12 protein-coding genes and 1 tRNA gene are annotated in these 13,931 nt (G+C 71.1%); 8 read left to right on the forward strand and 5 right to left on the reverse strand.

Going from position 1 to position 13,931, the window contains the following annotated elements; translation table 11 throughout:
• Positions 1 to 557: 557 nt before the first annotated feature.
• Together ACFE76_RS08535 and ACFE76_RS08540 are read left to right on the forward strand one after the other, a co-directional pair.
• The gene (locus ACFE76_RS08535; RefSeq protein ID WP_375431318.1) at positions 558 to 1,436 is read left to right on the forward strand and encodes a DUF3566 domain-containing protein; all 879 of its coding nucleotides are present in this window, start codon (positions 558 to 560) and stop codon (positions 1,434 to 1,436) included.
• A 97-nt stretch (positions 1,437 to 1,533) separates the two neighbouring features.
• Positions 1,534 to 1,607: transfer RNA gene (locus tag ACFE76_RS08540), tRNA-Ile, on the forward strand.
• Positions 1,608 to 1,715: 108 nt separating this feature from the next.
• Here the strand turns inward: ACFE76_RS08540 and ACFE76_RS08545 are convergent.
• Positions 1,716 to 2,855, reverse strand: a complete 1,140-nt coding sequence (locus ACFE76_RS08545; protein WP_375431319.1) for a DUF3048 C-terminal domain-containing protein — start codon at positions 2,853 to 2,855, stop codon at positions 1,716 to 1,718.
• 204 nt (positions 2,856 to 3,059) lie between these two features.
• Between ACFE76_RS08545 and ACFE76_RS08550 the strand changes: the two genes are divergently transcribed.
• Positions 3,060 to 4,157: an SGNH/GDSL hydrolase family protein gene (locus ACFE76_RS08550; protein WP_375431320.1), complete on the forward strand. Its 1,098-nt coding sequence runs from the start codon at positions 3,060 to 3,062 to the stop codon at positions 4,155 to 4,157.
• A 115-nt stretch (positions 4,158 to 4,272) separates the two neighbouring features.
• On the opposite strand, the gene ACFE76_RS08555 is transcribed toward ACFE76_RS08550, so the two are convergent.
• Complete coding sequence (locus tag ACFE76_RS08555; protein ID WP_375431321.1) at positions 4,273 to 5,325, reverse strand: DNA topoisomerase IB; 1,053 nt, start codon at positions 5,323 to 5,325, stop codon at positions 4,273 to 4,275.
• A gap of 185 nt (positions 5,326 to 5,510) precedes the next feature.
• Here ACFE76_RS08555 and ACFE76_RS08560 point away from each other — a divergent pair, with 185 nt between their 5' ends.
• From ACFE76_RS08560 to ACFE76_RS08580, 5 genes are all read left to right on the forward strand, one after another.
• Complete coding sequence (locus ACFE76_RS08560) at positions 5,511 to 6,641, forward strand: ice-binding family protein (RefSeq protein WP_375431322.1); 1,131 nt, start codon at positions 5,511 to 5,513, stop codon at positions 6,639 to 6,641.
• Between the two features lie 280 nt (positions 6,642 to 6,921).
• Positions 6,922 to 7,470: a matrixin family metalloprotease gene (locus ACFE76_RS08565; RefSeq protein ID WP_375431323.1), complete on the forward strand. Its 549-nt coding sequence runs from the start codon at positions 6,922 to 6,924 to the stop codon at positions 7,468 to 7,470.
• A 56-nt stretch (positions 7,471 to 7,526) separates the two neighbouring features.
• Entirely contained in the window at positions 7,527 to 8,648 is a 1,122-nt protein-coding gene (locus tag ACFE76_RS08570; RefSeq protein WP_375431324.1) for a Gfo/Idh/MocA family protein, read from the forward strand.
• A gap of 41 nt (positions 8,649 to 8,689) precedes the next feature.
• Positions 8,690 to 8,950, forward strand: coding sequence for a DUF3072 domain-containing protein (locus ACFE76_RS08575; RefSeq protein ID WP_375431325.1), 261 nt, complete (start codon positions 8,690 to 8,692; stop codon positions 8,948 to 8,950).
• 28 nt (positions 8,951 to 8,978) lie between these two features.
• Positions 8,979 to 9,953: a TIGR03557 family F420-dependent LLM class oxidoreductase gene (locus tag ACFE76_RS08580; protein WP_375431326.1), complete on the forward strand. Its 975-nt coding sequence runs from the start codon at positions 8,979 to 8,981 to the stop codon at positions 9,951 to 9,953.
• Positions 9,954 to 9,986: 33 nt separating this feature from the next.
• Here the strand turns inward: ACFE76_RS08580 and ACFE76_RS08585 are convergent, their stop codons facing one another.
• Genes ACFE76_RS08585 through ACFE76_RS08595 form a run of 3 tightly spaced genes read right to left on the reverse strand, consistent with a single transcriptional unit; the run spans position 9,987 to position 13,740 of the window.
• Complete coding sequence (locus ACFE76_RS08585; RefSeq protein ID WP_375431327.1) at positions 9,987 to 11,507, reverse strand: glycoside hydrolase family 130 protein; 1,521 nt, start codon at positions 11,505 to 11,507, stop codon at positions 9,987 to 9,989.
• Entirely contained in the window at positions 11,504 to 12,583 is a 1,080-nt protein-coding gene (locus ACFE76_RS08590; protein WP_375431328.1) for a hypothetical protein, read from the reverse strand. The genes ACFE76_RS08585 and ACFE76_RS08590 overlap by 4 nt, the downstream gene beginning before the upstream one ends.
• Positions 12,580 to 13,740: a glycosyltransferase gene (locus ACFE76_RS08595; protein ID WP_375431329.1), complete on the reverse strand. Its 1,161-nt coding sequence runs from the start codon at positions 13,738 to 13,740 to the stop codon at positions 12,580 to 12,582. The genes ACFE76_RS08590 and ACFE76_RS08595 overlap by 4 nt, the downstream gene beginning before the upstream one ends.
• Positions 13,741 to 13,931: the final 191 nt, after the last annotated feature.

Here is a 13,931-nt window from a genome sequence, read left to right on the forward strand (position 1 = left end):
GTAACGGCTCCGCCCGTGGCAACGCCACACCGTCCTCGGCCCGCCCGCCTGCTCCGCGTCCCGCGCCTGCCCAACGCAACGGGGCCGGGTCGAACGGAGCGAACGGGAACGCGCCGTCGGGTCCGCAGCCGACGGCCTCGGGTTGGACCCCGCCGCCGCTGCCTGGGCGTCAGACCCCGGTGCCGCCGGTGAGCGCGACCCCGGCCGCGAACGCTCCGAAAGCGTCGGCACCAAAGCCGCCGACGTCTGGTCCGCCCGCCCAGGCTAAGCCGGTGACGGCCAAGCAAGCTCCTTCCCCGGCCAAGACCACCGCCGCGCCCGTGACGGGACCGCCTGCCACAGCTTCAACCGGCAAACCGGCCGCCCCGCCAGCGTCGCCGACCGCGTCCGCCCCGCCCTCTGCTCCGCCGCAGCGTCGGTCGTCGGTAGTGAAGGGCCCCAAGGCACCCGTTCCCCCGACGCCGGCCCCGTCGACGAGCGGTGGACCGACCCCCGCCCCTGCGCCGACCGGTCCGACTGGACCGGCTGCCGGGACCAGCGGACAAGCCGAGGCCACGGTGACGACTGCTGCCGTCACCCCGGGCGCGGCTCCCACGGCCAACAAGCCCTCGTTCTGGTCGAGGCTGACCGAGGGCCTCGGCTTCGAGAAGAAGTCCGACACGACCGAGCCGGCTGCCGACGTTGCTCCGCACCCGGCCGCCGCCGCTGGGCCTGTGGTGGCTGCGGCCAGTGCGGCCGCGCCCGTCACGGATCTCCCGGCGAAAGGTGCACCGGCGAAAGGTGCACCGGCGAAGGGCGGTTCAGAGACGGCCGCGCCCAAGCCGGACTCTGGCCTCGCGGACACCCTGACCGGTCCCACGGCGCTGGTCCCAAGCCTTGATCCCGCGCCTCGCGGACCGCAGCAGTACCGGGTCGCGCAGCCCACGCCGCAGCTGCGGGCGCCCGGCGCGCCGTTGCCCGTACCGGTGCCGGGTCGGCCGACTCCCGGCGCTCCGGGCGGGGCGACCGCTCTCGTACCGGAGGTCCTCCCGGGGGCTCCAGCGCCGACCAGGCCGGCCACCCGCCGGACCCGCAAGGCGCGGCTGCGACTCAGCCGGCTCGACCCGTGGTCGGTGATGAAGACGTCGTTCCTGTTCTCGATCGCTGCGGGCATCATGCTCGTGGTCGCCGTGTACGGGATCTGGCTGGTGCTCAGCACCTCGGGCCTGTTCGGCTCGGTGAACGACATCATCGGCATCCTGGTCTCCACGCCCGGGGACACGACCCCGTTCCGGGTGGAGGACTTCGTCAACACCCAGCGGGTGATGGGCGTGGCCGCTCTGGTCGCCACCGGGGACGTCCTGATCTTCACCGCGCTCGCCACCCTCGGTTCGTTCCTCTACAACCTCGCCGCCACCATGCTCGGCGGCCTGGAGATCACCCTGGCCGAGGACTGAGTCCCTCGCCGCGGAAGCGATTTGAGCGCATCCGCGGCGATGGGCTAGCCTTGGCCCTCGTGCCCGGAGCCCGCTCCAGACGCCACCCGCAGGACGCGGGCCTATAGCTCAGTCGGTTAGAGCGCTGCCCTGATAAGGCAGAGGTCAGTGGTTCAAGTCCACTTAGGCCCACCCATCTCGTCCCCGATAACCCCGCCCCCCTCAGGGTCGGAGATACGTTGCGACATCGTGCCGCGTACTCGCGGCACCATGTCACAACATCTTCGGTCGGTGGCCGCCTCAGTCGGAGATGTGGATCTTCGCGTTGTCGTCCGGCAGCTCGACGAAGGTCTGGCCCGGCGCCATCTTGAGCGGTTTGCCGTCGGCGAGGGTGAAGGTGAAGCGCTTCTTCGCCGCACCCTTGCGCCAGGTGCCCTTCACGTAGCGGCCGCGGTTGAAGTAGTAGAAGGTGCCGGAGGCGTTGATCACATCGTGCAGCGGCTCGTCGTGGCCGCCGCCGCGGAAGATCTTGCCGTAGTGCTGCCTGGCCAAGATGATCAGCACGTTGTCGGTGGAGACGCGGGTCCCGTCGGCCAGGATGTGTGGACCCCACGGCATGCTGCGGCGGTAGCGCTTGGTCAACGTGTCGTACTCGTAGCCCATCCGATAGCCGTCGCCCTGGTACGGCACCTCCACCGAGCGGCCGCGCTTGCCCTTGGCCGTGCTGACCTCGTCCGTGGTCGAGGCGTACGGGAAGTAGACCTGCGGCGGCCCGTCCCGGAACCGCTTCGTCTGCTTGGCCAGCACCTTCGGGTGGCAGATGATCGCGCGGTCGTAGTAGCTCTGGCCGTTCAGCTGGTAGACCCGCGCCTGGTCGGTCCCGTACGACCCGGTGCCGATCGTGTTGACGAAGGACAGCATGCCTTCCAGGTGGGCCCGGAAGTGCTTGACGTAGTTGATCACCCACTTCGCAGCGCCGGTGTTGCCGATCAGCGCGTCCATCGGACTGAGCAGCGCAATGTCGACCGGTCGGATCGAGCGGACCGGAGCCACGCTCTCGGCCATCGAGGAGTGGAACACCGGCACCAACCGGGTCGCGCTGTAGCCCCGGTAGTCCCGGTAGCCCTCCAGCTCGACGAAGACGATGTCGGCCTGGTCGATCCCGCGCTGCGGGTGCTCGATCCGGTTGTCCGGCACCTTGACCGCCACCGCGGCGTGCTGAGCCTTCTTCTTGTCCTTCAACAGCTCGCCGGTCAGCGGCCAGCGCGGCCGGGTGTCGACCGGCGGCTTCGGCGACGGCGTGGGAGTCGGTTTCGCCGTGGAGATGGGGGTCGGCGCCGGTGGGGGCGGCTCGGTCGACGGTGGCTTGGCCCGCGAGCACGCCGCCAGCGCCGCCGCAACCACGCCGGCGAGCGCCGCCCGGCGCGTGACCTTCACCATCTGTCCTCCGCTCACCGCCGCGACGTGGCCCGGCAGGCCTTCATCGTAGGGATCTCGTCCGCTGCGCCGAGCGATCCGAGCGTGTCGTTGTTACGTCCTTGTTGAACCCTGAGCATTCCCCACCACCTCAGGAGAGCATGGGGCGTGCTTCCTCGCCCCTGCCGGCTCCGTACGGACGCTGCTGCCCCGAGGCCGCACCATCGGATGCTGGCCCTCGCTCTCGCGCTGACCCTCTTGGCCAGCCTGCTGTCCTGCTCCCAACCTCCCGCGACCCCGGTCGACCCGCTGGCCCAGTGGAAGCGCGCCCGGGCAAAGACCAGCTCCGCTCCCGCCGTCTGGGTGGCGTACGGGGACTCCATCACCGAGGGCCAGGGTGCGACGAAACGCCAGCTCAGATGGATCGACCAGACGCTGACGAGCCTGCGCAGCCGCTACCCGGGTTCGGGAGCGGACGTGCCCTACCTGCCCGGGTGGTACGCCGTTTTCCCTCCGGACTCGCCCTGGCAGCCGTACGCGAGGCGCACCGGCACCGTCAGCAACGACAGCTTCGGTTCCCTGGGTCTGCGCACAGCCACCCTGAGCCGAGGAGCCAGCCAGACCTACGCCCTGGAGGGGACCGCCGCTGACCTGTACTACCTGACCAAGGGCGGCGTCATGGCCTACACCGTGGACGATGGACCACCGACGACGATCGACACCGCTGGCGCCTACTCGACCGCGAACCGGCAGCGGATCACGTTCGCCACGGCCGGGCGTCACGAGCTGACCGTCGTGGCCGCGTCCGGCAAGGTCTATCTCGCCGGCGTCGCTGAGCTCGACGGCGACGAGGCAAGCGGCATCCACCTCTTCGACAACGCGCACTCCGGTTACACCTCGCAGCAGTTCGTCGACTCCCAGCCCGACCTCAATCCGATCGTGCAGCTGGTGCGCCCCGACCTGGTCACCATCGAGCTCGGCGTGAACGACTACCTCAGGGGCGACGCCAGTGCCAACGAGGTGAAGGCCAACCTGCGTGATCTGGTGGTGGGGCTACGGACGGCCCTCGGCGACAAGCTGCCGTCGATCGTCCTGGTGCTGCCGTACCGGATCGGACGGCAGCCCAGCAATCCCGCTGACCGGTGGGACGACTACGTCGCGGCGACCGCCGCGCTGGGCAACGAGCTGTCCGTCGGTGTGCTGGACATGTCGGCCATGGGCACCTCCGCCCCCGGGGGCAGCTGGGCCTCGGACGGACTCCACGCCTCGGACGCCGGTAACGCCGAGATGGCCCGGCTCGCGACCAGCTATCTCACCGGCGGCTGAGGCACGTCCGAGGGCCGCAGACGCATCGGTTCTTCGTGACCCACTTCTTCGGCAGCGCGGCGTCGCTGACCGACACCCGGCACACTGCCGGACCGGGCTCTGCTTCCGCTGAGGCTCAGGCGGCCGCTTGCCGGCGGGCGGCCTTGAGCTGGGGCTTCGGCGTCGCGAGCAAGGCGAGCACGGCCTTCTCGATCTTGCCGTGGGTGACGCCGTCGGAGAGGTCGGCGTCCTTGCGGGCCACGTTCGGCGCGATGGTGATGCCGTCGTTGAACAGGTCGATCAACCGCGGGTCGACGTAGGAGGCGCGGGCCACGGTCGGGGTGTTGCCGAGGTAGGTCGAGACCTGCTTCATCGCCGCCGACACGGCCCGTTTCCGCTTGCTCGGCGTGGAGGCGATGTCGTTGGCCTGGGCGAGGGCGACCGCGGCGATCACCGTGCCGTGCCAGGTGCGGAAGTCCTTGGCCGACACCTCACCGCCCACCACCTGCTTGATGTAGGCGTTGATGTCGGTGGAGCTGACGTCGCGCCACTCCCCGTCCTCGGTGCGGTAGGCCAGCAGCTCCGGTCCGGCCTCGTTGTTGGCGAGCAGCTCGCTGACGGCGGCCCGGACCAGGTCGTCGCCGAGGGCGATGTAGCGCTCCTTGCCCGACTTGGCGATGTAGTCGAAGACGACCTGGCGGCCCTCGAGGGTGACGTGCTCCTTCTGGATCGTCGCCAGGCCGTAGCTCTGGTTGGACTCGGCGTAGGTCTCGCCACCGATCCGGAAGAAACCGAGGTCGAGCAGCCGGAACGCGGTCCCCAGCGCCCGTTCGTACGGCATCCCCGGCAGCCGCAGGTGCTTGCCCACCCGGCGCCGGGCGATCGGTAGCTTGGCGGCGACCTCGAGCACCCGGTCGTGCTTGTCCCGGTCCCGCTTGAGCCGCCAGTACTCGTGGTAGATGTACTGCCGCCGGCCGGCGTCGTCGGTGCCTACCGCCTGGATGTGGCCGTTCGGCGCCGGACAGATCCAGACCTGCTCCCAGGCCGGCGGGATCACCAGCAGCTGACACCGCTCACTCTGCTCCGCCACCAGCTGCTGGCCCTGCTCGTCGAGATAGACGAAGTCCTCGCCGACGCGCTGCCGGGTCCAGCCGGGATCCCGCGGGGAAACGGTTCGCAATCGAGGCACGGAGACCTTTCTACCCCGACGGGGCCCGAGGATGCGCAGGTCGCGACCTTGGTAACGATAGTGCCTGACCAGGGCCGAAAATTCGCTGTCACCGCTCGAGCGTGGTTATCGTAAGGAGTTGCCGTCGAGCCGTCTCATCGGTCGAGGCAACGTCCGCGGGGGCGGAACGAGTCTTCGGAGACCTGATGCAGACGCACCCCGCACCGCCCGCCCACGCCGGTCCGCAACCGACCCGGGCGCAGCTCACGGCGATGTCGCTGCTCGTCACCCTGCTGATCGCCCTGGTCCTCGTCGTGGCCGTCACCGGCTCGCTCCGCGCCTACGCCGCCGGCGGAGCCGCTGTCGGGCTCGGCACCGCGGACCCCTACTCCGTCCTCGCCGGGTCAGCGGTCACCAACACCGGCAACAGCGTCCTCGACGGCAATCTCGGGGTGTCTCCCGATGAGGCCATCTCGGGCTTTCCGCCCGGCTTGGTGGGCGGAGACACGAACGCGGGAAACGCGGAGGCCGCTCAAGCGCAGTCCGACCTGACCATCGCCTACAACGACGCCGCAGGACGCGCTTCCAACGGAGTCCTCAATGCGGGCTTCGGCGGCGAGACGTTGACGGGCGGCGTCTACACCGCCAGCTCGGCTGCGCTGCTGACGGGGACGATCACCCTGGATGGTGAGGACGACCCGAACTCCGTCTTCATCTTCCAGATCGGCTCAGCCTTGACCACCGCCACCAACAGCACGGTCGCGCTGATCAACGGCGCCCAGGCCTGCAACGTGTACTGGCAGGTCGGCAGCTCGGCGACGCTGCGGACGAACACCACCTTTGTCGGCACGATCTTGGCCCTGACCTCGATCAGCCTGCAGGACAGCACGACGGTCGACGGGCGGGCGTTGGCCCGCAACGGAGCGGTCACGCTGATCAACAACGTCTTCACCTCCTCCCCGTGCGACCGCTCCGTGCCCTCGGCGAGCCCCTCGGACAGTGCGACGGCGACCGGCAGCCCGTCGCCCGGGGAGAGCGACAGCCCGTCCAGCAGTGCCTCGGGCAGCACGTCACCCTCGGTGATCGTGACCAGCAGCTCGAACGAGACCGACAGCCCCACGGTCGAGGCCACCTCCACGGCCATCAGCACCGCCACCGACCTCGAGACCGACAGCAACGGGGCGGGCAGCTCCAGCAGCAGCGGTAGTGGCCTGGCCGCGACCGGCGGCAGCAGCCTCACCACAGCGCTCGGCGTCGGCGGTCTGCTGCTGGTGCTCGCTGCCGCGATCATCCTGGGCAGCAACCGGTTCCGCTCCCGGCCGCGAGGACGCCACTGAGGGCAGTACGCCACTGAGGGCGCTACGCCCCGGCCGGCGAGCTGAGCCGGCCACCACCACGACCACCCGACCCCGACGCCTCCCTGCGTCGGGGTCGGGTCGTTGTGTGGCTCTTCCTGAGCCGAACCGCGGCCAAGCCTGACCGCGTACAAGACCCCGCCAAAGCCTGAGCCCGACTTCGTCCGAGGTGGCGGCGACACCGCCGGAGAACCTGCACCACCGCCGACATGCTCTGAGCACGCAGAGCTTTCCGGCTCCTGCGTCCCTGGTAGGAGTCGTTGTGCTGAAGCCGTTCGTCACCCTCATCTCGTTCCTCGCCGTGCTGGCCGCCTCGCTCGGCCTGGCCAGCACGACCACCGCGTCCGCCGCCGTCACGGCGCCGTCCTGGCCGAAGACCGTCGTGTACGTCTACGACACGACCGCGGGGCTGAAGAAGGCCGACGGCACCCCGGTCTGGCCGGTCAAGGCGGCCGCGGAGCGTTGGGACAACGACAACCCCGTCGACTACCGCTACACCGCCAAGCCGTGCCCGGCCGGCGCCCAGTGCGTCGTCGTGAAGCAGCAGGAGCTGGCGGGCAACACGGTGGGCTCCGCGGTCACGGGGTCGATCGGCACGGAACTGGTCTCCGCGACGGTCACGCTGGACAAGACGTTCGGCGCGAGGAACTCCGCCACGCGGCGACGCAACGTCGCGTGCCACGAGCTCGGTCACGCACTCGGGCTGGCGCACCGCAGCGGCGAGACCTCGTGCATGACCTCCTACGTCACCAACCAGCGCAACCCCGACAAGACCGACGTCACGACCCTCGTCAGGATGTACACGCGCTGACCGACAGGCCCTCAGTAGGGTGATCGGGACCTGGTCTGTCCACCCGAGGAGCCTACGTGTCCGTCCCGGCCCCGCCCGGTAGGAGCCCCGGCCCCCTGCGGCTCGTGCAGGTCGGGGCCGGTGGCATGGGGCAGACCTGGCTGCACACCATCGCCGCCTCCCCCGACGTCACCCTGGTCGGGCTGGTCGACCTGGACCTCGACCGGGCCCGGGCCGCAGCGGACGCCTGCGGCCATCCCGGGGTGCCGGTCGCGAACAGCCTGGCCGACCTCGCGGCGGACCAGCTGGAGGCCGTGGTCAACGTGACGGTGCCGGCCGCCCACCGGTCCGTCAACGCCGCCGCACTCAGCCGGGGGCTGCCGGTCCTCTGCGAGAAACCGCTCAGCAGCTCCGTCGCCGAGTGCCTGCTGACGGTGGCCGCGGCTGAGCTCAGCGGTCAGCTGCTGATGGTCTCCCAGTCGCGCCGCTACTGGCGGTCCCTGGACGCGCTACGCGGCCAGCTCAGCGCGCTCGGCCGGATCGGGTCGCTCAGCTGCGAGTTCTTCCGGGCGCCACGGTTCGGTGGGTTCCGCGACCGGATGGACTATCCGCTGCTCGTCGACATGGCGATCCACCAGTTCGACCTGGCCCGGCTGCTGCTCGGCGCCGATCCGGTGTCGGTCTACTGCGAGTCCTACAACCCGCCCTGGAGCTGGCTGCGCGGGGATGCGGCGGCGGCGGCAACCTTCGCCTTTCCCGACGGCGCCCGCTTCACCTTCGACGGCAGCTGGGTAGCCCCCGGCCAGGAGACGTCCTGGAACGGTCGCTGGCGGGTCACCGCCGAGCACGGCTCCGCGGTCTGGGACGGGGACGCCGCCCCTGAGGCGGTGGCCGCGGGCGAGCCGCTGCCCTCCCCGCTCGGCGACCGGCCGGAGGAGACCGCCGGCTCGCTGGCCGAGTTCGTCGCTGCCGTCCGGGGTGGCCCGGTGCCCGACACCGAGGTGCACCGCAACGTGGTCAGCGTCGCGATGGTCGAGGCCGCCATCGCCTCGGCGGAGGCGGGCCGGCCGGTGCTGCTGGCCGACGTGCTCGAGTCGGCGTACGCGGTGGCCCTGCGGACCGTCGAAAATGCTGCGGTCGCCGACGTGCTCCGGTCTTGGACCTCCGTCACGGCGGCGGTCGCCGCCGGTCCTCGCTGACCTCGACAGAAATTGTCGGAGGCTGCGCATACGGTGGCCGCATGAGTGAATTTGCATCCGAGACCAGTCAGGCCGCCGAGGAAGAGGGCACCATCGGCGCCACCGCTACCGCCGACACCGAGAACCCGGCGCTGGAGAAGGACCCCAGCGACTGGGTGAGCGGCGACGACCCGATGACCCCGGCGCAGAAGAGCTATCTCGACACCCTCGCCAAGCAGGCCGGCGAAGAGCTCCCCGCCAACCTCAACAAGGCCGAGGCCTCCCAGCACATCGAGCGGCTGAAGTCCGCCCAGCAGAACTGACCGTGACGACGAGCGAGAGGCAGTGCCGATGACCCGGTTCGGGTACACGTTGATGACCGAGCAGAGCGGCCCGAAGGCTCTGGTCGGGTACGCCGCCGGAGCCGAGCGGGCCGGCTTCGACTTCGAGGTCTCCAGCGACCACTTCTCGCCCTGGCTGACCTCCCAGGGCCACGCCCCGTACGCGTGGACGCTGCTGGGTGCGGTCGCGCAGGCGACCTCGCGGGTCGAGCTGATGACCTACGTGACCTCGCCCATCCAGCGCTATCACCCGGCGATCGTGGCCCAGAAGGCCGCGACGTTGTCGCTGCTCAGCGACGGCCGCTTCACCCTCGGGCTCGGCTCGGGGGAGAACCTCAACGAGCACGTCACCGGTGAGGGCTGGCCGCCGGTCGACCAGCGTCAGGACATGCTGGTCGAGGCGACGACGATCATCCGCGAGCTGCACACCGGTGAGCTGACGACCTGGGAGGGGCAGTACTTCCGGGTCGATTCCGCCCGGATCTGGGACGTCCCCGAGGGTGGCGTGCCGATCGCCGTCGCGGTGTCGGGGCCCAAGTCGATCCGACGGTTCTCCCCGCTCGCCGACCACCTCGTCGCGGTCGAGCCCAAGGCCGAGCTCGTGCAGGGCTGGGACGAGGCCAAGGGCACCACGTCGTCCCGCAAGATCGGCCAGATCCCGATCTGCTGGGATCCCGACGAGCAGCGGGCGATCGAACGGGCCCACGACCAGTTCCGCTGGTTCGCCGGCGGCTGGGCCGTCAACGCCGACCTGCCGACCCCGGCCGGTTTCGCCGGCGCGAGCCAGTTCGTCCGGCCCGAGGACGTGGCCGAGCAGATCGCCTGCGGCCCCGACCTCGACGCCATCGTGGAAGCCGTCCGGCCCTACTGGGAAGCCGGCTTCACCGACGTCGCCCTGGTCCAGGTCGGCGACGAGGGCCAGACGGAGTTCCTGGCCGAGGCCGCCGTCCCCCTGCTGGACAAGCTCCGCGCCGCCGCCCCGTAACCGAGCTGGAGGGGCTAGAGCCCAGTAACGCCCTCAGGCTCGCAGCCGGTCGAGCAGCTGGGGCAGGTCGACGAAGGCGAACCGGATGGCGGAGTCGCTGCAGCCGTACGGGAGGACGAGGGTGTCGCCGTGCGCCAAGCCGCCGCAGGAGTAGACGACGTTCGGCACGTAGCCGGCGCGCTCGTCCTCCTGCGGCAGCAGCAGCGGCGTGGGCAGGGCGCCGATCAGCCGGGTCGGGTCGTCGAGGTCGAGCAGCAGCGCGCCGATGCCGTACCGGCGTACGGGTCCGACGCCGTGGTTGAGCACCAGCCAACCGGTCTCGGTCTCGATCGGCGGACCGCAGTTGCCCAGCTGGATCAGCTCCCACGGCTGCCGGGGCTGCTGCACGGTGACGGCCGGTTCCCACCAGCGCAGGTCGCTCGAGCGGGCGACGCCGATGCTCTCCCGGTCCCAGCGAACCAGCGCGACGTAGTTGCCGCCGACCCGGCGCGGGAACAGCGCCATCCCCTTGCTCTTGGCCGAGGGTCCCAGCAGCTGGGTCACCTCGACCCGGCGGAAGTCATCGGTCCGCAGCAGGTGCGAGCCGATGCCTGTCCCGTCGTAGGCGGTGTAGGTGGCGAGATAGCTGACCTGGCCGTCGTCGTCGACGAACCGGGTGCAGCGCGCGTCCTCCATGCCGTGTGACTCATCCGGTGCCGTCGGGAAGAGGACGGCGTCGGCCAGCTCGCCTGGCCCGAGATCGGCCACGTAGTCGCAGGAGTAGACCCAGTTGAGCTGCTCGGCCACCGACAGGCCGACGCTACGGGCGAAGTAGTCGCGGCGGACGACGCTCAGCGTCTGGTCGAGGTTGTCCTCGTCGACCTGGTCAGGCACCAGGGCGATGAGCTGTTCGGTGGCCGCGCCGGTCCGGTCGGCCAGCGCCCGCAGCAGGACCTCTCGGGTCATCGTGGCCGGCCCCGTCAAGGCCAGCCGCGGCGGACCGGGCGGGTCGACCCGCAGCGAACCAACCCCACCCTGCAGCACCCCGCCGTCCGGAGCAGCCGCGTCCAGCACTCCGCTGCGCAGCTGGATGCTCGACACGTGCCCTTCGCCGACGGAGCGGACGGTCATCAGGAACCGCAGCTCGCCGGGCTCGAGGCCGCTCTGGTCGGGGTGCTGGATCATCGACGGGTTGAACAGCGCGGCCGCCTCGAGCGCGTACTCCTGGGTGAAGTACGCGCCGATCAGCGCGGCCTGGTCCTCGGTGACGGACCGGCCGTGCAGACGGAAGACGATGGCGTCGAAGTGTCGGCGGAAGACCTGGGCCAGGTCGGCGTGCCGGCCGGCGAACGTCTCGACCGTTTCCGCGAGCGTCTGCTGCAGCTGCGCGTCGGGCATCTCGAGCACCCGGGCGATGACGGCGTCCACCCGGGCGCGGCCGTCGGCGAGCAGCTCCTGTCCGGGCTGGAACTGGCGGGCGACGACCCGGCCGGGGTCGGGCTCGAGGACGGTCGGGCTTCGGGTCACCAGGTCGCGGGTCACCAGGTCGTGGGCGGCCCCGGTGGCGGCCGTCACGACCGAACGGCCGTGAGGCTCGCGCAGCGCTGGAGGGTCGAGATCAGCGCCATGGTCGACTCGGCCCCCTGGTTCTCGTTCCGGCCGTGCCGTTCGAGCCCGTCGCACCCACCACCGCTGGTCATGTCGAGCAAAACTACGCCCGTGTCGTTGTGTCCGAGGAACCATGACCGGCAGCGCAGCAGCGTGTCGAGCCAGCGGCGCTCGCCCGTCAGCTCGTACGCGCGGCCGCAGGCGTCCGCCAGCGCCGCCACCTCGATCGGCTGCTGGTCGAAACCGGGCCGCGGCTCGCCCCGGGTCCAGCCGCCCACCGGGGTCACCGACAGATGGGTCTCGACGGTCTCGACCTCGACCAGCCAGTCCAGCAACGCCAACCCCTCCGCCAGCAGGGCACGGTCCTCCAGCAGCGACCCGGCCGCGAGCAGCACCTCGGGGACGCAGCCGTTGGCGTAGCGCAGCCGCGGTTCCGGCCAGGGCCAGCCGGCGTCGCCTGACACGTCGATCCGGAGCTGGTCGGTGGCGGTCCGCAGCAGGGCGCGGGCGGCCCGGTGGCGCGGCCGGACCGTCAACACCTCCGCTGCTCCCAGGGCAGCGAACGCCATCGCGCGTCGGTGCGGGGACCGGCGGACGGCGCTGACGGTGAACCGCGCGAGCGCCAGCTCTGCCTCGGCAGTGCCCTGCGGCAGCCGGGCGGCCGCAGTCCCGAGACCCCAGATCGCGCGCCCCCAGCAGTCCTCGAGGCTCGGTTCGTCGGTCCAGCGCAGCTCGAGGTCGCGGCGGTTGTGCACCCGCCCGTCGTCGGCCTGAGCGTCCACCACCAGGTCGAGGTAGAACCGGGCCAGCAGCTGCAGCTGCGGCGGCGGCGCCGGCTCTCGGGTGGCGACGACCAGGCCACGGGCGATGTCGTCGACGCAGTAGCCGTGCTCGGGCCGGGGCTCGGTCAGGCGGGCGTGCTCGAACAGCCCGCCGTCGTCGCTCAGCCGGAACAGGTGCGCGAACGAGACCCCTGAGTCGGAGCCGGCCCCTGAGCCCCGGGCGGCCCCGGACCCGCTCGGCGGGGCCGGGGCGGCCCTCACGCGGTGGCCAGGGCGTCGGCGGACGAGACGAGCTGGCTCGCCAGCGCCCGGTAGCTGGCGGCCACGGCCGGCCACAGCAGCCGCGGCGCGATCCGGGTCGCCTCGGCGGCCATCCCCGCCTCCAGCCCCGGCTCGGTCAGGACCCGACGCAGCGCGGCGGCGATGGCGTCGGGATCCTGCCGTTCCACCAGCAGTCCGGCGCCGGAGGACAGCAGCTCGACGGCGTGCGGGAAGGCGGTCGAGATCACCGGCTTGCCCGCCGTGACCGCCTCGATCAGCACCCCGGAGGTGACCTGTTCGCGCGAGTCGTACGGCAGCAGCACGACGTCACACTGCGCGACCTGCGCGTGCAGCTCGACCGTCGTCAGGTAGCGGCCGTCGAAGTGCACGAATCCGCTGGCGCGGCTCTGGGCGCGTTCGACCAACCGCTGCCGGTATGCCTCGCCGTGCTGGGCCCTGACCTTCGGATGGGTCTCGCCGACGACGCGGTAGCGCGGCCGCGGGTGCAGGTCGCCCAGCTGGCCCATGGCGTCGATGGCCCACTCGATGCCCTTGCCCTCACCGAGCAGCCCCCAGGTCAGCACGGTCGGCGGCTGGTCGTGCCGGCGCAGCCGACCCCGACCCGAGACCGGGGAGGCTTCGGCGCCGTGCGGGATGACGACGATCCGTGACGGGTCGACCGCGTAGTGGGCGAGCAGTCGGTCGCGGGCGGTCTGGGTCATGGTGACCAGGACGCTGGAGTGCGCGGCGAGCTCCTCCAGGATCTCCCGCTGGGAGTCCGAGGGGGTCACCAGGACCGTGTGCAGCACCGTGATGGTCGGCACCCGAAGGGCGCGGACGACCTGCAGCACCTCACGGCCGTCCGGGCCCGGGAAGATGCCGTACTCGTGCTGGATGATCGCCACGTCGTGGGAGTTGAGCGCGGCGGCCGCGGTCTGGCCACCACCGAGGGATTCTCGGATCCAGAGCGAGTCGCCGGGTCCGTTGCCGTGCCGGGCGAGGGGCCGGCCGGGACGGACCTCGGCGGTGTCGACGACCCGGACCACGCTCACCCGCTCACCGGCCGCGGACAGGTGGCTGACCAGGGCGCGGCTGAAGCTGGCCAGACCGCACTGGGTGGGGGGATAGGTGCTCAGCACCCCGTAGGACGTGCTCACGTCGGAGACCTCTCTTTCGCTGTGGCGGGGTAAGGACCAGCCCTGGGGACGCGGGCCTCCGCGGTACTCACCGCTGGTCCCCCGCATGTCACCGGCCACGCTGCTGATCGGAACTTAGCACTGGGGTGTGTCGCCGATGTTTCGTCAGGAGCAGCGACGCAGGCTGCTGACGCTGACTGCTGACTGCGACA

This window comes from uncultured Friedmanniella sp. (assembly GCF_964244005.1).
In the GTDB taxonomy this organism is placed as follows: Bacteria; Actinomycetota; Actinomycetes; order Propionibacteriales; family Propionibacteriaceae; genus Microlunatus.